Genomic DNA, 21,074 nt, shown 5'->3' on the forward strand with positions numbered 1-21,074 from the left:
AACCATGGAGGACCGCCGCTGGGCTTGGGAGGACGTCCTGGAGGAGGTCATCGCCTCGTGGGAGGCCTCCCATGAGGACGATGGGAAACGCGTCCACGAAGCGGATTGGGTCGTGGACTGCATGATGGGTTGCTACAACTTCACCGAGCCGGAGGAGGACTGACGATGCGTTTCCAGGGGCGCGCCTGGGTGTTCGGCGACAACATCGACACGGACGTGATCATCCCCGGGCGGTATCTCAACACGACGGACCCGCAGGAGCTGGCCGCCCACTGCATGGAGGGCGTGGACCCGGAGTTCCCCCGCAAGGTGCAGCCGGGCGACATCGTGGTGGCGGGGCGGAACTTCGGCAGCGGCTCCTCCCGGGAGCATGCCCCCCTCAGCCTGAAGGCGGCCGGGGTCTCCTGCGTCGTCGCCAAATCCTTCGCCCGCATCTTCTTCCGCAACGCCATCAACATCGGGCTGCCGGTGCTGGAATGTCCGGAGGCCGTGGAGGCGATCCAGCCCGGGGATGAGCTGGAGGTTCGCCTGGACAGCGGGGAGATCCTCCACCGCCGGACCGGGCAGGTCTTCCGGGCCAAGCCCTATCCGCCGTTCATGCTCGAGCTGATTCGCGCCGGAGGGCTCATCCCCTACACGAAGGCGCGGCTCCGTCAGGGATCCGTTGTGGCCTGAATCCACTCGATGGAGGAAAGCGATGGGGCGTCGAGAAAGGAGGTGGACCCGGGTTGCCCCGGGCCGGGAGCTCGTTCGTCGGTTCCTGGCCGGGGCCGCCCGCGCCATCGCCGCCGCTTTCGGCCGGCCGATGATCTTCGCATGGCATCCCATACCGGTCGAGGAGGTGCGCGATGGAACGCGTCTGGCTTTACGATACCACGTTGCGCGACGGCAGCCAGCGGGAAGGGATCTCCTTCACCGTTGAGGACAAGCTGCGCATCACCGAGAAGCTGGACCAGCTCGGCATCCACTACGTCGAAGGAGGATGGCCGGGCTCCAACCCCAAGGACGCGGAATACTTCCGCCGGGTGCGGCGGATGAGCCTCCGCCACGCCCGTATCGCCGCCTTCGGCATGACCCGGCGGCCGGGGCGCCGGGCTGAGGACGATGAGAACCTGCGGGCGCTGCTGGAGGCGGGGACGCCGGCCGTCACCGTGGTGGGCAAGTCCTGGGACCTCCACGTCCACCGGGTGCTGGAGACCACGCTGGAGGAGAACCTGGCCATGATCCGGGAGAGCGTGGCCCTCCTCAAGGCCCATGGGCGGGAGGTGATCTACGACGCCGAGCATTTCTTCGACGGCTGGAAGCGCAACCCGGACTACGCCCTGGCCACCCTCCGGGCCGCCCAGGAAGGCGGAGCCGACTGGATCGTCCTGTGCGACACCAACGGCGGCTCGATGCCGTGGGAGATCGAGGAAGGGGTGGAGGCCGCGAAGCGAGCGGTCTCCGTCCCCCTGGGGATCCACACCCATAACGACTGCGAGCTGGCGGTGGCCAACTCCCTGGCCGCCGTCCGCCGGGGTGTCCGGCAGGTGCAGGGGACGATCAACGGCTACGGGGAGCGGGTGGGCAACGCCAACCTGATCTCCATCATCGCTAACCTGAAGCTCAAGATGGGGATCGATTGCGTGACGGACGAGCAGCTGGCCCGCCTGACGGAGGTCTCCCGCTTCGTAGCCGAGGTGGCTAACCTCCCCCACGATTCCCATCAGCCTTACGTGGGGGCCAGCGCCTTCGCCCACAAGGGCGGCATCCACGTGGCCGCTATCCTGAAGACCGAGGAAAGCTACCAGCACATCGATCCCGCCCGCGTGGGCAACGTCAAGCGGGTGCTGGTCTCCGAGCTCTCCGGGCGGGGGAACATCGTCGCCAAGGCCCTGGAGTTCGGCCTCCGCCTGAACCCCGAGGATCCGGCGGTGCAGGCAGTGGTGCGCCGGATCAAGGAGCTGGAGAACGAAGGGTTCTATTTCGAGGACGCCGAGGCCTCGGTGATCCTGATGCTCCGGCGCGCCCATCCCGACTACATCCCACCCTTCCAGGTGCTGGATTACGTGGTGATGGTGGAGCGGCGGGAGGGCCGCCCGCCGGTGGCCGAGGCCGCCGTCAAAGTCCGGCTGGATGGGGAGATCGTGCACACCGCCGCGGAGGGCAACGGGCCGGTGAACGCCCTGGACGCGGCGCTGCGCAAGGCCCTCCTCCCTCGCTACCCGGCCCTCTCCCGGGTGCACCTGACCAACTATCGGGTGCACATCCTCAACGGCGACGCCGGGACGGCGGCCCGGGTGCGGGTGTGGATCGAGAGCACCGACGGCCAGCGGGTCTGGCGCACCGTCGGAGCCTCCACTAACATCCTGGAGGCCAGCCGCCTCGCCTTAGAGGACAGCCTGGAGTTTGGGATCGATCCCACGGTGGATCATCGCTGAAATTCAAAACCCCTGCCCGGGAAGGAAAACGATGGGACGCTTCGTGATCGCCGTGCTGCCCGGAGATGGGATCGGACCGGAGGTGACCGCGGAGGCCGTTCGGGTCCTGGAGGCGGTGGGGCGCCGGTTCGGCCATACCTTCGAGTTCCACGAGGCCCTCATCGGGGGGGCGGCCATCGACGCCACCGGATCGCCGCTCCCTCCCGAGACCCTGGAGCGGTGTCGTCGCTCGGACGCGATCCTGCTGGGGGCGGTGGGCGGGCCCAAATGGGACGACCCCACCGCCCCCGTCCGTCCAGAGCAGGGGTTGCTGGGCCTGCGCAAAGCCTTCGACCTCTTCGCCAACCTGCGCCCCGTGCGGGTCTTCCCCGCCCTGGTGGGCGCGACGCCGCTCAAGGAGCGGGTGGTGCGGGGCGTGGACCTCCTGTTCGTCCGCGAGCTCACCGGCGGCCTCTACTTCGGTCCCCGCCAGGAGGCCGGTCCGGACGGCGAGGAGGCCTACGACACGATGCGCTACACCCGATGGGAGATCGAGCGGGTGGTGCGGCTGGCCGCCCGGCTGGCCCGGGGCCGCCGAAAGCAGCTCACCTCGGTGGACAAGGCCAACGTGCTGGCTGCCTCCCGCCTGTGGCGCCGGGTGACCGAGGAGGTGGTCCGCCGGGAGTTCCCGGACCTCGCCCTGGAGCACGTGCTGGTGGACGCCTTCGCCATGCATCTCATCCGGCGTCCGGCGGCCTTCGACGTGGTGGTGACGGAGAACATGTTCGGGGACATCCTCACCGATGAAGCATCGGTGTTGGCGGGATCCATGGGGATGCTCCCCTCGGCCTCGCTGGGGGAGAGCCCGCCGGGGCTCTTCGAGCCGGTGCACGGCTCGGCCCCCGACATCGCCGGGCGCAACCTGGCCAACCCCATCGGGGCGATCCTGAGCGCGGCGCTCATGCTGCGCTACGCCTTCAGCCTGGAGGCGGAGGCCCGAGCGGTGGAGCAGGCCGTGGAGGCCATTCTCGAAGCCGGCTACCGCACCCGGGACATCGCCGATGGGGAGACCTGCATTGTGGGGACCCGGGAGATGGGGGAGGCCATTGCGCAGCGCATCCTTCACTGCGCCTCATAGCCCCAGGATGGGCGCCGCTGAAGTATCCTTGAGATCCGTTGAAGGCCACAGGGCTTCCCTTCAGATCCCTGGAACATGAACGGAGGAGGCACAGCCATGAGCATCTCCGGGAACGGGCGCAAACACCGCAGCGCGCGGGTGACGGAGGGCGTGGAACGGGCTCCCCACCGGGCGATGTTCCGGGCGGTGGGCTTGCGGGATGAGGATCTCCGCCGGCCTTTCATCGGCGTCGCCAACACCTGGTTCGAGGCCCAGCCCTGCAACCACCACCTCCAACGCCTGGCCGAGCTCGTCAAGCAGGGGATCCGCGACGCCGGGGGTACCCCCATCGAGTTCAACGCCGTCCCGGCCAACGACGCCATCGGCATGGGCCATGAAGGGATGAAGGCCTCTTTGGTCAGCCGGGAGCTGATCGCCGACTCCATCGAGCTGGCGGCGGTGGCTTACCAGCTGGACGCCCTGGTGGCCATCGGGGGCTGCGACAAGACCCAGCCGGCCTGCGTGATGGCCATGGCCCGCCTGAACCTGCCCTCCATTTATCTTTACGGAGGAAGCGTCCCCCCCGGGAGCTGGCGCGGACGTGCGGTGACCATCCAGGATGTCTTCGAGGCGGTGGGGGCGGTCTCCCGCGGGCGGATGACCGTGGAGGAGCTGCGGGAGCTGGAGGAGGTCGCCGTCCCCACCTACGGCGCCTGCGGAGGGATGTTCACCGCCAACACCATGGCCTCCGCCTTCGAGGCCATGGGGCTGACCCTCCCCAACGCTGCCGCCCCGGTGGCCCCCAGCCGGGCCCGGGAGGAGCTGGCCTACGAGACCGGACGGGCCATCGTTCGCATCCTGGAGGCTGGGATCCGGCCCCGCGACGTCATGACCCGGGAGGCTTTCGAGAACGCCATCGCCGTGGCAGCCGCCATGGGCGGCTCCACCAATCTCATCCTTCACCTTCTGGCCATCGCCTACGAAGCCGGCGTCCCCCTCACCCTGGACGACTTCGAACGGGTCAGCGAGCGGACGCCCCACCTGGCGGACCTGAAGCCGGCGGGCCGATATGTGATGGCGGACATCGACCGCATCGGCGGCGTGCCGGTGGTGATGAAAGCCCTCCTGGACGCCGGGCTCCTGCACGGCGACTGCCGCACCGTCACCGGGGAGACCATCGCGGAGCGCCTGGCCGGCGTGACCTTCCCGGAGAATCAGGATGTGGTCCGCCCGGTGAGCCAGCCCCTCCATCCCACCGGCGGCTACGTGATCCTGCGGGGGAACCTCGCCCCGGAGGGCGGGGTGTTGAAGATCACAGGGACCACGAAACGCTACCATCGGGGGCCCGCTCGGGTCTTCGACCGGGAGGAGGACGCCTTCCAGGCGGTCAACAGCGGGCAGATCCGACCGGGGGATGTGGTGGTGGTGCGCTATGAAGGGCCGAAGGGCGGGCCCGGGATGCGGGAGATGCTGGTGGTGACCGCCGCCCTGGTGGGCCAGGGCTTGAAGGACGAGGTGGCCTTGCTCACGGATGGCCGGTTCTCCGGAGCCACCCATGGCCTCATGATCGGCCATATCTCCCCGGAGGCCGCCGTTGGCGGACCCCTGGCCCTGTTGCAAGACGGGGATATCATCGTGATCGACGTAGATCGTCGGACCGTGGACGTAGAACTCTCCGAAGAGGAACTGGCCCGACGCCGGGCGGCCTGGACCCCGCCGCCGCCCAAGTATTCCCACGGCCTCTTCGCCAAATACGCCCGGCTGGTCTCCTCAGCCGCTCAGGGCGCGGTGTGCATCCCATAGTCGCATTTCCTCAATCTTTGGATAAAAAAGTGGTGCGCGCGTGGGGGATCCAAAAACGAGGGCGGGTGGAGAGCAGCCCGGCCCTGCTTTCTCGATCTGAACAAGGGAGTGCGAACCGATGAGCCGCCAGCCTTCGTTCCGTGTCGCCGTCCTGGGGGCCACCGGGATGGTGGGCCAGTGGCTGGTCCATCTGCTGGATCGCCACCCGTGGTTCCGGGTGGTGGCCCTCACCGGGTCCGATCGCTCAGTGGGACGGCCTTACGGCGAGGCGTGCCGCTGGCTGCTCGGCGCGCCGATGCCTGACTGGGCGGCCCGAATGCCCGTCCTTCCCACGGAGCCGGGCTTCGAGGCCGAGCTGGTGATCTCCGCGCTCCCCTCGGAGGTCGCCCGGGAGGCCGAACCCCGTTTCGCCGCCGCCGGCTACCTGGTGGCGAGCAACGCCTCCGCCTACCGCATGGCCCCGGATGTCCCCCTGTTGATGCCCGATGTGAACTTCGACCATCTCGCCCTGCTCTCCCGCCAGCGAGACGAGCGGGGCTGGACCGGCGCCCTTCTCACCAACCCGAACTGCACCACCACCGCGGCCGTCCTCCCCCTGAAGGCCCTGATGCCCTACGGCGTCCGGCGGGTCCATCTGGTCAGCCTCCAGGCCCTCTCCGGCGCCGGCTACCCCGGGGTCTCCGCGATGGAGATCGTCGACAACATCCTCCCCTATATCCCCGGGGAAGAGGAAAAGCTCGAAAAGGAGCCCCGGAAGCTCCTGGGCCGGCTGACGGACGAAGCTGTGGAGGAAGCGCCCATCCTCCTCAGCGCCCAGACCAACCGCGTCCCGACCCTGGATGGCCATCTGGTGTGTCTCTCCGTGGAGCTGGAGGAGCGGATCTCGCCGGAGCAGGCGATGGCGGCCATGGCCACCTACCGTCCGCCAGAGGAGGTCGCCGATCTCCCCACCGCGGTCCCGATGCCCATCGTGGTGCGCAGGGAGCCGGACCGGCCGCAACCGCGCCTGGATCGGATGGCGGGCGGGGGGATGAGCGTGGTCGTGGGCCGGGTGCAGCCCTGCCCCGTCTTCACCCTCAAGTTCGTCGCCCTGACCCACAACACCATCCGGGGGGCGGCCGGCGCCGCCCTCTTCAACGCCGAAGCCCTCCTGCGCTGGCTCGGGCGGGTGTAGCCCGGGGCCTCGAACCGACCGGCATCCCGGAAACCTCAACCCAACCGGCGGATCTCTTGGCGCTCCGCAACGGATGGTTCCTCGTTTCGCCGCCCGGGTGGAACACCGGACCGCGGGAGGTCAATTTCCTCCGCGCGCTTCCTCTCCGTAACGTATAATGTCCGCGGAGCGGCTTTCCCGAGCCGCAGGAACCTTTAAGTGCGCTTCGGGAGGAAACCCCATGGACTTCCGTCTGAGCGATGAGCACCGGATGGTCCAGCAGATGGTCCGCGAGTTCGCCGAGCGGGAGGTCCGCCCCGTCATCAAGGAACATGACCGCGCTCAGAAGCCCATCCCCTGGCTCTTCGAACGTATGGCCACCCTGGGGCTGCTGGGGATCTGCATCCCGGTGAAATACGGCGGCGCGGGCATGGACTACATCTCCCTGGGGTTAGCTTGCGAGGAGCTGGAGCGCATCGACAGCTCCCTGCGTGTGGTGATGTCCGTCCACGTGGCCCTGAACTCCCTCTCCCTGTTGCAGTGGGGGACGGAGGAGCAGAAGCAGCGCTATCTGGTCCCCCAGGCGAAGGGGGAGAAGATCGCCGCCTACGCCCTGACGGAGCCCGGCGCCGGCTCGGACGCGGCGGCCATCCGCACCACCGCAAAACGCCAGGGGGATGTCTACATCTTGAACGGGGAGAAGACCTGGATCAGCTTGGCCGACCTGGCCGATCACTTCCTGGTGATCGCCAAGACCGATCCGGAGAAGGGCCACCGCGGCATGTCGGCCTTCATCGTGGAGCGCTCCTTCCCGGGGGTGAAGACCGGGACGATCCACGGCAAGCTGGGGGTGCGGGCCGGGAACACCGGGTGGATCGTCTTCGAGAACACGCCAGTGCCTGTGGAGAACCGCCTGGGGGAGGAGGGGGAGGGCTTCTACATCGCCATGGCAGCCCTGGACAACGGGCGCTACACCGTGGCGGCGGGGGCCACCGGCCTGATCCGGGCCTGCCTGGAGGCCTCGGTGAAATACGCCAACGAGCGGATGACCTTCGGCCGGCGCATCGGGGAGCACCAGCTGGTCCAGGAGATGATCGCGAAGATGGCCACCAACTATGAGATCGCCCGCCTCCTTTACCTGCGGGCGGGCTGGATGAAGAACATGGGCCTGCGGAACACCCGGGAGACCAGCCTGGCCAAATGGTTCGCCACCGAGGCCGCCGTCCAGGCGGCCCTGGACGCCATCCAGATCCACGGGGCTTACGGCTACAGCGATGAATACGATGTGGAGCGCTACCTGCGCAACGCCAAGGGCGAGGTGATCTACGAGGGCACCAGCCAGATCCACACCATCCTGCAGGCGGAATACGCCCTGGGCTACCGGAAGGACCGCCCGCTGCGCTGTGAGCTGCCCGCCTACGACCCCGAGGTTTGGCGTGCGGAGCCGGCGGTGGCCTGAACACGCTCTGAACACATCCATGCCATGTTCTCCCGGGGTGCTGTGGGTTCGAGGGCCTGAGGCCCTGAGAAGCGGGGAAGGCTCTCTCATCCTCCGGGCGCACAGGAGGGCTTCCATGCACATCGTGGTGCCAATCAAGCAAACCCCGGATACCACCGCGACCCTCACGGTGGATGCGTCCGGGCGTATCTCGTGGGGGGATGCGCCGCTGATCGTGAACCCCTGGGACGAGTTCGCTATTGAGGAGTCCCTGCGGTTGAAGGAGAAGTTCGGCGGCAAGGTCACTGTGATCACCATGGGGCCGGAATCCGCCAAGGAGGCCCTCAAGCAAGCGGTGGCCATGGGGTGCGATGAAGCCATCCTCCTTCATGACCCCGCCTTCGAGGGTTCGGATACGGTGGTCACAGCTACCATCCTGGCCGCCGCCATCCGCAAGCTGGGAGCGGTGGACCTGGTCTTCATGGGCAAGGAAAGCGTGGATGGGAACTCCGCCCAGGTCCCGCCCGCCCTCGCCCGCCGCCTCGGCTGGCCGCTGCTGGCCTATGTGGGGAAGATCCGCGAGATCGATCCTGCCGGGCGGACCATCGTGGTGGAGCGGATCCTGGAGGAGGGCCGTCAGGTGGTGCGGGCGCCTCTTCCGGCTGTCCTCAGCGCGATGCAGATGAACGAACCCCGCTATCCTTCCTTTATGGGCATCCGCAAGGCCGCCCGGATGCAGATCCCGGTCTGGACGGCCGCGGATCTGGGGCTGACGCCGGAACAGGTTGGCGCGGCCGCCTCCGCCGCCCGCTGGCCCTCCGTTTTCGCGCCCCCCAAGCAGGAGATCCAGTGTGAGTTCATCCAGGGCGAGTCCCCCGAGGAGATCGCCCGGATCCTGGTGGATCGCCTGCTCGCGGAGAAGGTGCTGTAAAGGAACAGGCGCTGTGGCAGGCCACGCTTCCGGAACGAACCCGCTGGGAGGATCCGCATGAGCGGCATCTGGGTCTGGCTGGAGCAGTTCCAGGGGAAGATCCCCTCGGTCGCCTGGGAGACCCTCGGGGTCGCCCGGCGCCTGGCAGACGCGCAGGGGACGGCGGTGACCGCCGTGTTGATGGGGGACGGGATCGCCGCCCTAGCTGAGGAAGCCATCGCCATGGGCGCGGATGAAGTGCGGGTGATGGAGCACGCCGCCCTGGCGGACTTCCGCCTAGAGCCTTACCTCGCCGCCTTCGTCCCCCACATCCGGGAAGGGGCTCCCCAGGCGGTCTTGCTCCCCTCCACCGCCCGGGGGCGGGAGCTGGCGGGAGGGCTGGCCGCGGAGCTGGGCACCGCCGCCCTGGTGGATGTGATCGAGGTCTCGGTGGAAGACCAGCGGATCACAGCGGTCCGCCCGATCTATGAGGGCAAGCTGTTCGCCCGGACCTACGTCGAGCGCACGCCGGCCATCCTCACGGTTCGGGGACGGGCGTTCCCTCGGCCGGACCCGGATCCGAACCGGAAGGGGGAGATCCGGTCGGTCGCCGTGGCGCTGGACCCCTCTGCTTTCCCCACACAGGTCCTGGAGTGGATCCAAGAGGCGGAGGGGGAGATCAGCCTGAACGAGGCCCGCATCGTGGTGGGGGGCGGGCGGGGCGTGGGCAGCCCGGAAGGCTTCGAGCCGCTGCGGGAGCTGGCCCGCGCCCTGGGGGCGGCCCTGGGGGCGACCCGCGCGGTGGTGGACGCCGGGTGGATCCCCTATAAGTATCAGGTGGGCCAGACCGGAAAGACCATCAGCCCCGATCTCTACATCGCCTGCGGGGTCTCCGGGGCCATCCAGCACCTCTCCGGCCTGCGGGGGGTGAAGGTCATCGTGGCCATCAACAAGGACCCAGAGGCCCCGATCTTCAAGGTCGCCCGTTACGGCGTGGTGGACGATCTGTTCAAGATCGTCCCCGCCCTCACCGCCGAGCTCCGTCGCCGCGGGTTAGCCCGGGGCTGAGCGATCGATCCATCCCGACTTTCTTCAAATGGGAGACGGGCAGCAAAGCCGTCCGTCTCCCGTTTCATCGGTTACGGCCCTTCCACCAGGAAGAGCGGCAGGCCGCCGACGGCGGCCTCTCCCTGCTTCCGGCGGTCCGGGTTGCACCAGGTGGGCGTGTTGTAGTTGGTGGCGCCCGGCAGTGAGAAGGTGTAAACTCCATCCACCGGCGTCACCGAGGTGGCCACCCCGGTCCGGACGTCGTAAACCACGCCCCGGGGAGCCGTCGCCGTCACCGTAATGGTTGCCGGGATCTCCATCCGGGTCCAGGCCAGCAGCACCCGCGCGCCGTCCGGTCGCTGGAAGGCGAACCATTCCACCTGCCCGCTGCACGCCCCCCAGTCGGTCCGGCCGTTCGTGGAGCGCCAGCGCCAGAGGGGCTTTGCGTCCCGCAGATGGGTGCTCACCAGCCGGTAAGCGGCTGCGGCCGGTCGCGCTCCGGCGTCCGATGGATAACACGGCGCCGGCGTGGGATTGCGATACAGGCCGAAGGCGTCGTGCGCCTCTGGCCCGTTTCCACAGTCATCGTGCAGCATGAAGTGAAAGATCACCCGCGCCCCGCTCCAGATCGCGTAGGCCGCGCTCTGCACCACATACGCCGCGGCCTCCTCCTTCGTCCCGCGATAGGCGCTGTCCGGATCCCACGTCGGACCCGGGTGATCGTCCCATACCGGCAACCCGCTCTCGTTGACCCAAAGCGCTTTGGTGAGGCCGAAGGCCCCGAGGGTCCCCTTCACTTGATTGAGATAGCGGAACGTCTGCCAGGCGTAGCTGTAGCTGTGGACCGGCAGGATGTCGAAATACCAGCCGAAGGCGTCCCGCAGCTGGGGATCCGGATCGTTCTGGAGGATCGTGAGGACCTCGCGCAGCCAGTTGGGCTTCTCGAAGATCGCCAGCCCGCCGAACAGGATGCGGGCCTGGGGATCCGCCTGGCGGGCGGCGATGGCGGCCACCCGGAGCAGGCGGGCGTAATCCGCCGCGCTTCCACTCCAGAAGAACGAAAGATCGGGCTCGTTCCAGATCTCCCAGTCACGCACCCCGCGCCCGGCCGGCCACCCGGGCACCTCCCGACTCGCCACCCCGCCCGGCCGGTAGCGGGCGACGGCCTGATAGACAAAGGCGGCCCATCGGTTCTCCGGGTTGATGATCTTGCTCGGGCCGGGCCGGTCCGTGCCGTCGGTGAAGATGGGAGCGTAGAGGCCGGCCGGGGGGCTCGCCGCGGCAATGGCGATGGGTGCCCCGGGTGTGCGCGCCTCCGAACGGCGCAGGATGGAGCCGCCCACAGGCGGTCGAAGAGGGAGGCCTCCGGTCGCGTAGAAGCCCGGGGTGCCGAGGAGGATGAGGGAAACCTCGAAGCCCTGGGCCAGAGCGTCCCGGAGGGCGGTGTCGACGGAAGCCCACTGATAGACGCCCGGCGAGGTCTCCACCCCGCTCCAGTAGAGCGGCCAGCGGTCCCACCGGGCGCCCAGCTGCCGCGCGCGATCGAACCGGGCGGCGTCAGCCGGCCACTCCGCTGAGGTGATGAAGACCAGCCCGAACTCCACCCGGGGAGGAGCCTCCGGCCCCTGACGAGCGACGAGGGGCAGATACACGCGGAATGAAAGGGTCTGAGGACTCCCCCACCAGTCTCCGCTGGGCGGAGGAGCCGCCCCGCCGGAGGGGAGGGTGGGGATCGCCTCCCCCCAGGCTCCGCCTCTCAGCAACAGGAGGATCAGGATCCAGATCCCACGGCGCGCCCACACGGAGTTCCTTCCATCGCCTGGGTTGAGGCCGTCTCAGGAGCCACCCGCGGCGAGGGCGGCCAGAACCTGAGCGGGGGTCCGACGGCCCCGGGGCGTGCGGTCGAAGTCCGCATCGAAGCTCACCAGGATAAGCCCATGCTTCTCCGCCGCCACATATTGATACGCATCATCGAAATCCAGCCGGAATGCACGTGCGGCTTCCACTACGGTAGGCATATCCTCGACATCTAACTTCACCAGGCCGAATCCGGACCGGAATACATCTTCGATGAGACGCAGGAAGGCATCATGGCGCTGAAAACGGAAGAGGATGATCCCGAGGGAGTAGAGGGTAAACTGGCTCATGAAACCACGGCTGGGCTCGATCTGGCGGAGCAAACGCTCAGCCTCATCCGCTCTCTCCTGAGCCAGGAGCATCTCCAGCCATATGCTGGTATCCAGGAGGAACATTAATCCCCCCACCACTCCTGGGCTTTGTGCTGGAGTTCCACCGCAGTGAAGTGGGCCCGCAGATCCTGGAGCGCGCCCTTCCAGTCCAGGCGAAGCGGCTCCAGGCTGCGCTTTGCTCGCTTCTGCAGGAGGAACTCAACGAAATCCTCCACCTCCTGCCGCAGCTCCGGGGGCAGCTCCCGGATCATCTCCTCCAGGGTCTTCACGGCCGCCTCCCCCTTGAAGGCTCCAGGTCATCATAACCGGAAGGCATCGGCGTGCCAAGGGGGCGCCCGGGAACGCAGGAGGCCGGGCAGCCGGCAGGCTCGAACCCCGGGGTAAAATGAACCCGGAACTCAAAGAGCACCCCGGGATGGCATCCGGCATGCCGGAGAAGCCTTGCGTGGCCCTGATCCACTACACGGCCCCGCCGGTAGTCGGTGGGGTGGAGGCCGTGCTTGCCCGCCAGGCCCGCGCCCTGGCGGCGGCCGGCTACCCTGTCCGGATCATCGCCGGCGTCGCGGCCGTGGATGCGCCCGGGGTGGAAGCGGTGGCCATCCCGCCGATGTATGGGGCCCATTCAGACATTGCCCCTCTCCAGGCGGCGCTGATGGAGGGCCGCCTCCCGGACGCTTTCCCTCAATGGCGGGAGCGGCTGCGTCGCGCCCTCCGGGAGGCCCTGCACGGGGTCGACGTGGCCATCCTTCACAACGTCTGCACCATGGACAAAAACCTCGTCCTCTCTGCGGCCCTCTATGATCTGGTCACCGAGGAGCCCCGGCGCTGGATCGGATGGCATCACGATGCGGTGATCCTGCGGGCGGGCGCTCCGCGTTTCCCGGGCGAGCCGTGGGAGCTGCTCGTTCGGCCCTGGCCGGTGATCCACGTGACGGTCTCCGAGGCCCGCCGGCAGGCCCTGGCCGCCGCCTGGGGGATCCCGGCCGCGCGCATCCACGTGATCCCGAACGGGGTGGACCTCGGGGAGTTCTTCCGCTGGGGCGCCCGCACGCGATCCCTGGTGGAACGCCTGAGCCTGATGGCCGCCGATGCCATCCTCCTGACCCCGGTCCGCATCACCCGCCGCAAGCGACTGGAGGAGGCCCTGGCGGTCCTCCGGTGTCTGCGGGCGCAAACGGGATGGGACGCCCGGCTGGTGGTGACCGGCCCGCCGGGCGCCCACACACCGGCCAACCGGGCATATCTGGAAGCGCTGCGCGCCCAGCGGGCCGCGTGGGGGCTGGAGGGGGCAGCGCACTTCCTGTATGAACATCTGGGGGAGGGTCTGCCAGAGGAGGCGGTGGCGGATTTCTACACGTTGGCGGACGCGGTGCTGCTCACCAGCGAAGAGGAGGGGTTCGGGCTGCCGGTCCTGGAGGCGGGGCTGGCGCGTCTGCCGGTGTTCGCCCGGGAGCTCCCCCCCTTGCGGGAGCTGGGCCGAGAGGATGTGTTCCTGTTTCCCACGGAGGCCGCCCCGGAGGCCCTCGCCGCGGCCATCGCCCGCTTCCTGGAGACGGACCCGGTGGCCCGGCTGCGCCGCCGCGTCCGCCAGCAATTCGACGCCGATCGCCTGATCCGGGAGCGCTTGATTCCCCTGCTGGAAGAGACGCCCTCCTGAGGTTCCCTCCTCACCAGAGATAAAAACCCCTCCCGGTCTTCCGGCCGAGGAGGCCGGCCCGGACCATCTGGCGAAGCACGGGGGCAGCCCGATAGGCGCCGCTTCGATGCTCCGCCTCCAGGGCATCCAAGATGGCCACCACCAGGTCCAGGCCGATGAGGTCCCCCCACTCCAGGGGCCCCCGAGGGTAGTTCGTGCCCAGCTTCATCGCCGTGTCGATGTCCTCAGGGGCTGCTACTCCTTCCATCACCGCGAAGGCCGCCTCGTTGATCAGGGCACACAGGATGCGCGGGTGCACCATCCCCACCGCGTCCTGAACCACCACGGGGGAGAGGCCCAGCGCCTGCCACCAGGCCCTTGCCCGCTCCAGCGCTCCGGTATCCCCTGGAAGGGAACGGGCCAGCTCCACCGGAAGCCCGAGGCTCAGGGGCGGCAGGAGTGCGAACCCTACTACACGGCCCGGATGACGGGTCCAGCCCGCCACCTGGGTCGCGGAGACGGTGAGACAGAGGCTCAGCAACAGTGTCTCGGGGGGCAGGGCCGCATCCAGGATCTCCACCAGAGCCTGCTTGGCCTCCGGGGGGTAGGGCAGGGCCTCCACCGCCAGGGCGCTCCGCCGCGCCTCCGCCTCCAAGGTGGGGCGCAGCTCCGGCGCGGGCCACCCCTCCAGAGTCAACACGGAAGCCGGATAGCCTTTCTCCAGGCACCACGCGCCGATCTCCTCCGCGAAGATGCTCGCTCCCACGATCAGCACGCGCTCCTTCAGCGGTTGGGTTCCCATCCCCCCTTCCTCCCAAACCGTGATCCGGGGATCTCGCGGGCTTAGGCCGGTGAGGCCTCGTAGTTATACCATCCTTTCCCGGTTTTGCGGCCCAGACGGCCGGCCTGGACCATCTGGCGCTGCAAGGGGTGTGGGCGAAAGCGGGGCTCCTCGAAGAAGGCCCGATAGACGCTCTCGCTGACCGCCAGGTTGACATCCAGCCCGATGAGATCCATCAGCTCGAAGGGCCCCATGCGGAACCCCAGGGTCCGCATGATCCGGTCCACCGTGGGTGGATCGGCGACGCCCTCCCCCACCAGGCGCAGGGCCTCCAGGTAGAAGGGCCGGGCCACCCGGTTCACGATGAACCCCGGCGTGTCCTTCACCACCACGGGGGTTTTGCCCCAGCGCCGGGCGAGATCGACCAGCGCCCGCACGGTTTCCTCGGACGTAGCCAGGCCTCGCACCACTTCCACCAGGCGCATGACCGGGGCCGGGTTGAAGAAGTGCATGCCGGCCACTCGCTCCGGCCGACGGGTGGCGGCCCCCAGGGCCGTGATGGAGAGAGAGGAGGTGTTGGAAGCGAGGATGGCGGTGGGAGCGCAGAGGTCATCGAGCCGGCGGAAGACCTCCTGCTTAAGATTCAGATCCTCCGGGGCCGCCTCGATGACGACCTCGACCGCCGCGAGGGCCTCCAGGTGATCGCTGAGGCGCAGCCGCTCCAGGGCGTTCCGGGCCTCCGCCTCGGCGAGTCGCCCTTTCGCCAAAGCCTCCTGCAGCCATCCTTCGATCTGGGCGCGGGCGCGTTCCAGCGCTTCCTCCACGACATCGTAAAGGACGACCTCGGCGCCGTGGGTCAGCGCCACATACGCGATCCCTCGCCCCATCGTCCCCGCCCCGATGATCCCCACGCGCTCCATTGTTCTCCACCTCGAATGACATCTTTCACGCCGATTGAAATCGGCCTTCGTAGGCGCTCCGCGCCAAGCGTCGGCCTTCGCCGACGCAACAGATGCTTTCCGGTCGGCGCAGGCCGACCGCTGGCCAAAGGCCTCCCGAGGTCGAATTCATTCGACGCCCCAAGCCGGCCATCGGCCGCAGGCTTTCACGCCGATTGAAATCAGCCTTCCAGGGCGCTTCGCGCCAGGCCTCGGCCTCCGCCGACGCAAAGAACGCTCTTCCGGTCGGCGCAGGCCGACCATCGGCCGCAGGCCTCCCGAGGTCGAATTCAATTCGACATCATTCCCGTCATCCCCGTCGGCGGAGGAAGGCCTCCACGCGCTCCCGGTGCTCCGGCGTGCGGGCGGCCACCTCCTGGAGATAGGCCTCGTAATCGAGGGACTGCTCCAGCGTGAAGGCCAGCGCCCGGTTGAGGGCCCGCTTCAGGAACCCCACCGCCCGGGCCGGCAGCTCCCGCAGCCGGGCCGCCCACTCCTGGGCCGTCAGCATCACCTGGTCCGGCGGGACCACCGCGTTGACCAGCCCCCAGGCCAGGGCTCGGGAAGCGTCCAGCCGATCGATGAGGGTGGCCGCCTCGAAGGCCCGGGCGTATCCGGCCAGATGGGGCAGGAACCAGGTGGAGCCCGAATCGGGGATCAGGGCGATCTTGGCGAAGGCATTGAAGACGAAGGAGGCCGTCTCCGCCATCACCCGCAGGTCGCAGGCCAGGGCCAGGCTGCAGCCCGCGCCCGCCGCCACCCCGTTGATGGCGGCGATGAAAGGCTTCTCCGTGTTGCGGATGCGCAGGATCAGGGGATTGTAGCGGCTACGCAGGTGCTCGCCGATGGACATCGCCTCTTCCGGCCGCTCGTAGCGCGCCCGCATCTCCGCCAGGTCCTGCCCGGCGCAGAACCCCCGCCCGGCCCCGGTCACGATCACCACGCGGACCGCCTCGTCCCGCTCCACCGCCCGCAGGACGTCCTGTAATTCCCGGAACATCTGCTCGTTGAAGGCGTTGAGGACATCCGGTCGGTTCAGGGTGATGGTGGCGATCCCCTCCTGAACCTCATACTGCAGCGTCTCATAGGCCATGGCGCGACCTCCTCTACAGGGTCTGTTCTTGGCGAACCCGAGGAATCCTCAGCGTTCTCCCCAAGGGACGAGGGCTGCAAGCCCTCCGATCAAGAGGGCCGTCGCTCCGGCCGTTAGCGGGAGGATCCTGGGGAGCTCCGGGATGGGCAGCGTCGTGGATCCGAGGAGCAGCAAGGAGTAGGCGGACCAACCGGCGATGAAGCCGAGCAGGGCGGCCCGCCACGCGCGATCCAGATCCCGGCGTCGGCCCAGCCGGAAGGATAGGCCGCTGATCCCCAGGATGGCCAGCGCGCTCCATCCGAAGATCGACCACCCGGCCAGGCCCGGCCCCAGACCCCGGCCCGGGCGCGACGGGGCCGCAGGCGTGGGCATGGGCGAGGGGACCGGCGTCCGGGTCGGCTCCGGGGAGGGTGTCGGCGTGGGCGGCACCACCGTGGCGATGCGGCCCACCCGGTTCCGCTCGATCTGGAGTTGCAATCGATAAGAGAGCCGCGCCGGCTCGCTCACCGCCCGGATCTCCAGCATCCCCTCCCGATCCAGCGGGATGTCCACTTCCGCGAACCCATCCCGGGTTCCCACGACGAAGGGCCCGATGCTCCCCTGACCGGAATAAACGCCGGTGAAGGCAACCGGCGTGCCATCCGGAACCAGGTATCCATCCCGGTCGCGGATCGGTCCGGCCCAGACGCGTAACGTCTCCCCAACCCGGACGGTCACGGGGGCCGGGGTTCCAGAGACGGTCCCCTCCCGTGGGCCTGCCCCCAGGGGGATCACCTGATTGGGATCCGGCCGCAGGCGATCTGCCAGGTTATAGCCGAGGGCCGCGATGGAAAGGGGCGCGCGACTCCGGGGGTTCAAGGCGCCGAAGAGGGCCTGGGCCATGATCTCTATCGCCGGGGGCACGTGCGTCCAGAGCGCTTCATAGCGGCTCAGCCGGCTCACCTCCCGGGCGGTCAACGGATACAGCGGCCCGAGGCTCCAGAAGACTACCTGCTTGCCGGCCAGCAGATCCGTCCGCTCGCTGAGCAGGAGATGCGGCAGGCTGGAGGCCGGATCCTCCGGGCGCTCATCCAGGGCGACGATCAGCACCCAGGTTGCCCGATCGAACTCCGGCTGCAGGTCCGGTCCCTCAGGCGCTCGAGAAAGGAAAGCGAGGGCCTCTGCGAACGTGCGCACCGTGATCCGGGTGGCGTCGAGGGTCCCTCCGCTGGCCGTCACCATGGCCTGGGTGAGCACCTCTGTGGGTAACAGCCGCTGCTCCGGGCACGCGGCGCAGGCCCGGGCCGTCCGTCCGTCCACCAGCACCAGGAAGGTCTCCCCGGGCTGCGGGATGGGCACCGGACCGGTTTCGCGGGGGTGCAGGCGGACGAGGGCCTCCTCTAAGGCCTGGCGAACGACCCGGAGGTGGGCGGAGGTCACAACGGTCTGAGGAGGTTTCAATGGGGTAGGGAACACCATGGAGGCGCTGAAGCCCGGATAGAGGCTATACTTCAGACGCAGGATGCGAGCCACAGCGCTATTGACCAGGTTCTGGAACGCCAGATCCGTGGAGTATTTCTCCTGGAAGAGGGCGATGACCGCTGCTGCCTGACGGGCCGACTCTTGGGGGTCGGGGTGGAGCGCCCCCAGCCAGATCAGATCGTTCCCGGCTAAGAAGGCCTCCAGCGCCGCGCGCCGGAAATCCACCTCTCCCCGCTCATCGGCATACAGATTGCGGATCACCGGGTGCCCCAAGGGAGGAGAGACCAGGACACCCCCGCCTTCCCGCCAGGCCTTGATCTCCGGCAACGTTAGCAGGGCGCCCAGCGCCGCCCCATCCACCGTTAGGGGACGGGTCCATTCCTGAGCGCTTCCCCCGAAGCCTCGCACCCGCATCGTGGAGACCTGGACGGCGCGCAGCAGCGGACGGCCGGATTCGGTGGACGTGCGCATCAGCGTGATGAAGGGGACCAGATCAAAGGCGGCCAGATCCTCCCGGGTGAGGATCGCCACCCGTTCCTCCCGTCCGTAGGCGCGTCCTTCGCCGGGGAACGCGCCGGGGACGACGAGGAGCCGGCCCTCGCTTCCTTCCGCGAGGCCGCTCAGATATGCCCGGGCCATGCGGCTCACCCAGTGGGGATCCCCCCCGAAGGTCTGCACCCCCGCATCCCCGAGGTCCGGCCGGGGCTCCAGCAACACTTCCAGGGGAGGGCCCAGGAGCAAATTGATGCCGACCGCGCGGAGCTCCTCCCCCAGGGCCCGCCCCACCGCCTGCGCCCGGTCCGGATTCCACGTGGCGCCGAGGGCCAGGGGGGAGGGAAGCGGCATCGCCCCGGCGGTCCAGGCGGAGCCGGGAGGGCCATCCCCCTGCTGCCGCAGGCCGATGAACAGCGGGATGAATGGGGTGAGCCCGGCGGCCTGTTGTTGCAGGGAAACGGTGATGGAGAACAGCTCCGAAGGGGTGGCTCCCACGTTGGAGAAGTTTCCCTGCTCGGGGCTTAGGATCACCCCGCCGATGCGCTGCGTCTCCAGCAGCGACCGCAGCGGATGATCCGGGCGGGCCACCGGGCCGGGGAGGGTGATCAGGAAGAGCTGCCCTACTTTGGCCTCCGGCGGCATCTGAGCCAGCAGGCGGGCGATGAACTCATCCTCGCCCCCCTGTGCAGCGGCCGGAGCCGCGCCCAACGGCCCCAGGGCCAGGCTCACGAGAAGAAGCCACCGGATCCCTCGCGCCACCGGCTCACGCTCCCGTCCGCAACAGGCGCTGATGCTCGATCTTCATACAGCGGTCCATCACCACCAGCAGGCCTGCCTCCCGGGCGCGCTGGGCGGCCTCGAAATGGATCACCCCCAGCTGCATCCAGATCACCTTCGCCCCTTTCGCGATGGCTTGCTCCACGATCTCCGGGACGTAACGGGCCGGCCGGAAAACGTCCACCACGTCCACCGGTTCGGGGACGGAGAGGAGATCCGGGTAGGAGGGCTCCCCCAGGACCTCCGGGATCGTGGGGTTCACGGGGATGATCCGATAGCCCTGGCGTTGGAGATACGAAGCCACCTGATGGCTGGGCCGTTCGGGATCCGCGGAGAGGCCCACCACGGCGATCACGCGCGCCTCCCGGAGGATGCGGCGCAGGGTCTCGTCGTCCTGAACGGTGATCGGCTCCGGGATGCGCACCGTCGTTTCCTGGCGATCCAGCACGCGATCCCCGGCGAGGAGCCGGGCTTCCACCTGGTAAGGCGCCCCGGGATCCGGTTGCCGCAGGTGCAGCACATACGCCGGCCGGAGCTCCATCACCTCCATGACCGCCAGGGAGTGGACCTCCTCTCCCCGGGCGTTGTAAAGGATGAGCTCCAGATCCGGGCGTTGAGGGGAGGGCGCGAACTCCAGCTCCAGCTCCACCACCACCCGGCGCCCGTCTGGCATCGGGGTGGCCTGCAGGGAACGAATGCGCGGCGTCCCTTCCTGCATCACGTGTTCCATGGGCGCCTCCATCGCCGGGTCGATCATCCGCAGCCGGGGCCTCTCTGGAGGGCGCAGGCGATTCCGGGAAACACCTTTCTCAATTTTATCACCTTCCTGCGCAGTCCCTCCCGGGGATTCGAGGAGACCTCAGCGTTTCCCGGGCTCGCTTTCGGCTACATCAGGTAGAGGATCAGGATCGCCGTCACCCCCCAGAGGATCACGGTGAGCAGAAGGGGGAGGTCTTTCAAAACCAGCTCGTCCGGCGGCGCGGTCTCCCCTCGGACGTGGATGAGATAAAGATAGCGGAAGATCCCATACAGCACGAAGGGGATGGTCAACATCATGGCGTGGTTGGAAGGAAGGTTGGGGGCGGAGAACGTGTAAAGGGAATAGGCCACGATGGTGGCGGCCATCACCACGCCCATCATCTCGTCCAGGAAGCGGACGGTATATTCCTCCAGGATCGCTCGGTGGTTGCGGGCGTTCTCGCCGAGCAGGATGATCTCCTGGCGCCGCTTGGCGAAACCGATGAAGAGGGCCAGAAGCAGCGTGCACAGGTAAAGCCAGGGCGAGAACCGCTCCACCTGAACCAGGGGCACGCCCGCGGCGACCCGCAGCACGTAGCCGCTGGCCAGGGCCAGCACATCCAGGATCACCTGATGCTTCAGCCAGAGGGAGTAGGCCAGGTTAAGACCCCAGTAGACATAGGCGAGGAGGGCGAACAGAGGATCCAGGGCAAAGGCGGGATAAGCCAGCCCGAGGGGGATGAGCCAGATCGTCCCCCACGCCACCCGAGGATCCAGCTCCCCGGCGGCCAGGGGGCGGTTCCGCTTGCGCGGGTGCTGCCGGTCTCTTTCCAGATCCTGGAGGTCGTTAAAGAGGTAAACCGCGCCGGAGAGCAGACAAAGGATCAGGAAGCCGGCGACGGTGCGCCCCAGCGGCTCCGGGCGGAGCAGTTTCTCGTCGAACACCAGCGGGGCGAAGATGAACACATTCTTGATCCACTGGCGCGGCCGCATGGAACGCACCAGCGCGGTCAGCGTCCGGCCCTGCGGCAAGACGAGTGCCTTCACGACCACCCCTCTCCACGTTTTCTCCGAAGCCGGGCAACCCAGCCCGGCGTCC

The 21,074-nt window shown here is 68.4% G+C and carries 19 protein-coding genes; 10 read left to right on the forward strand and 9 right to left on the reverse strand.

Features of this window, described 5'->3' with window-relative positions:
* Positions 1–4 precede the first annotated feature (4 nt).
* The 9 genes from CFB18_RS15150 to CFB18_RS00340 all read left to right on the forward strand — a co-directional run bounded on the left by CFB18_RS15150 (position 5) and on the right by CFB18_RS00340 (position 9,888).
* Positions 5–163 (forward strand): hypothetical protein, encoded by a 159-nt coding sequence (locus tag CFB18_RS15150; RefSeq protein WP_159461489.1) that lies wholly within the window; start codon positions 5–7, stop codon positions 161–163.
* A gap of 2 nt (positions 164–165) precedes the next feature.
* Complete coding sequence (locus CFB18_RS00305) at positions 166–675, forward strand: 3-isopropylmalate dehydratase small subunit (protein WP_088569818.1); 510 nt, start codon at positions 166–168, stop codon at positions 673–675.
* A gap of 173 nt (positions 676–848) precedes the next feature.
* Positions 849–2,420 (forward strand): citramalate synthase, encoded by a 1,572-nt coding sequence (gene cimA, locus CFB18_RS00310; protein WP_088569819.1) that lies wholly within the window; start codon positions 849–851, stop codon positions 2,418–2,420.
* A gap of 31 nt (positions 2,421–2,451) precedes the next feature.
* Complete coding sequence (gene leuB, locus CFB18_RS00315) at positions 2,452–3,537, forward strand: 3-isopropylmalate dehydrogenase (protein ID WP_088569820.1); 1,086 nt, start codon at positions 2,452–2,454, stop codon at positions 3,535–3,537.
* 96 nt (positions 3,538–3,633) lie between these two features.
* A complete protein-coding gene (gene ilvD / locus CFB18_RS00320) occupies positions 3,634–5,319 on the forward strand; it encodes a dihydroxy-acid dehydratase (protein ID WP_088569821.1) in 1,686 nt (561 codons plus the stop codon).
* A gap of 118 nt (positions 5,320–5,437) precedes the next feature.
* The gene (gene asd / locus CFB18_RS00325; RefSeq protein ID WP_088569822.1) at positions 5,438–6,493 is read left to right on the forward strand and encodes an aspartate-semialdehyde dehydrogenase; all 1,056 of its coding nucleotides are present in this window, start codon (positions 5,438–5,440) and stop codon (positions 6,491–6,493) included.
* 220 nt (positions 6,494–6,713) lie between these two features.
* A complete protein-coding gene (locus CFB18_RS00330) occupies positions 6,714–7,931 on the forward strand; it encodes an acyl-CoA dehydrogenase family protein (RefSeq protein WP_088569823.1) in 1,218 nt (405 codons plus the stop codon).
* A gap of 115 nt (positions 7,932–8,046) precedes the next feature.
* Positions 8,047–8,841: an electron transfer flavoprotein subunit beta/FixA family protein gene (locus tag CFB18_RS00335; protein WP_159461490.1), complete on the forward strand. Its 795-nt coding sequence runs from the start codon at positions 8,047–8,049 to the stop codon at positions 8,839–8,841.
* A gap of 57 nt (positions 8,842–8,898) precedes the next feature.
* Positions 8,899–9,888 carry an electron transfer flavoprotein subunit alpha/FixB family protein gene (locus CFB18_RS00340; RefSeq protein ID WP_088569825.1) on the forward strand — a complete coding sequence of 330 codons (990 nt, stop codon included), beginning with the start codon at positions 8,899–8,901 and terminating at the stop codon, positions 9,886–9,888.
* Positions 9,889–9,959: 71 nt separating this feature from the next.
* Here CFB18_RS00340 and CFB18_RS00345 read toward each other — a convergent pair whose 3' ends face one another.
* The 3 genes from CFB18_RS00345 to CFB18_RS00355 are packed head-to-tail and all read right to left on the reverse strand — an operon-like array spanning position 9,960 to position 12,325.
* Complete coding sequence (locus CFB18_RS00345) at positions 9,960–11,669, reverse strand: GH39 family glycosyl hydrolase (RefSeq protein ID WP_088569826.1); 1,710 nt, start codon at positions 11,667–11,669, stop codon at positions 9,960–9,962.
* 33 nt (positions 11,670–11,702) lie between these two features.
* Complete coding sequence (locus CFB18_RS00350) at positions 11,703–12,119, reverse strand: PIN domain-containing protein (RefSeq protein WP_088569827.1); 417 nt, start codon at positions 12,117–12,119, stop codon at positions 11,703–11,705.
* Entirely contained in the window at positions 12,119–12,325 is a 207-nt protein-coding gene (locus CFB18_RS00355) for a DUF2281 domain-containing protein (protein WP_088569828.1), read from the reverse strand. The genes CFB18_RS00350 and CFB18_RS00355 overlap by 1 nt, the downstream gene beginning before the upstream one ends.
* Positions 12,326–12,483: 158 nt before the next feature.
* On the opposite strand from CFB18_RS00355, the gene CFB18_RS00360 reads away from it, so the two are divergent.
* Positions 12,484–13,713 (forward strand): glycosyltransferase family 4 protein, encoded by a 1,230-nt coding sequence (locus CFB18_RS00360; protein WP_159461491.1) that lies wholly within the window; start codon positions 12,484–12,486, stop codon positions 13,711–13,713.
* Between the two features lie 10 nt (positions 13,714–13,723).
* On the opposite strand, the gene CFB18_RS00365 is transcribed toward CFB18_RS00360, so the two are convergent.
* The 6 genes from CFB18_RS00365 to CFB18_RS00390 form a co-directional block, all read right to left on the reverse strand.
* On the reverse strand, positions 13,724–14,494 hold the full coding sequence (locus CFB18_RS00365; RefSeq protein WP_088569830.1) for a 3-hydroxyacyl-CoA dehydrogenase family protein: 771 nt from the start codon (positions 14,492–14,494) through the stop codon (positions 13,724–13,726).
* Between the two features lie 41 nt (positions 14,495–14,535).
* Positions 14,536–15,393: a 3-hydroxyacyl-CoA dehydrogenase family protein gene (locus tag CFB18_RS00370; protein ID WP_088569831.1), complete on the reverse strand. Its 858-nt coding sequence runs from the start codon at positions 15,391–15,393 to the stop codon at positions 14,536–14,538.
* A gap of 328 nt (positions 15,394–15,721) precedes the next feature.
* Positions 15,722–16,504, reverse strand: a complete 783-nt coding sequence (locus CFB18_RS00375) for an enoyl-CoA hydratase-related protein (RefSeq protein WP_088569832.1) — start codon at positions 16,502–16,504, stop codon at positions 15,722–15,724.
* Between the two features lie 48 nt (positions 16,505–16,552).
* Complete coding sequence (locus CFB18_RS00380) at positions 16,553–19,219, reverse strand: glycoside hydrolase family 3 N-terminal domain-containing protein (protein WP_088569833.1); 2,667 nt, start codon at positions 19,217–19,219, stop codon at positions 16,553–16,555.
* Between the two features lie 4 nt (positions 19,220–19,223).
* Positions 19,224–19,967 carry a CoA-binding protein gene (locus CFB18_RS00385; protein WP_200807998.1) on the reverse strand — a complete coding sequence of 248 codons (744 nt, stop codon included), beginning with the start codon at positions 19,965–19,967 and terminating at the stop codon, positions 19,224–19,226.
* Between the two features lie 155 nt (positions 19,968–20,122).
* Positions 20,123–21,022, reverse strand: coding sequence for a decaprenyl-phosphate phosphoribosyltransferase (locus tag CFB18_RS00390; RefSeq protein ID WP_200807999.1), 900 nt, complete (start codon positions 21,020–21,022; stop codon positions 20,123–20,125).
* Positions 21,023–21,074: the final 52 nt, after the last annotated feature.

This window comes from Thermoflexus hugenholtzii JAD2 (assembly GCF_900187885.1).
Classification (GTDB): domain Bacteria; phylum Chloroflexota; class Anaerolineae; order Thermoflexales; family Thermoflexaceae; genus Thermoflexus; species Thermoflexus hugenholtzii.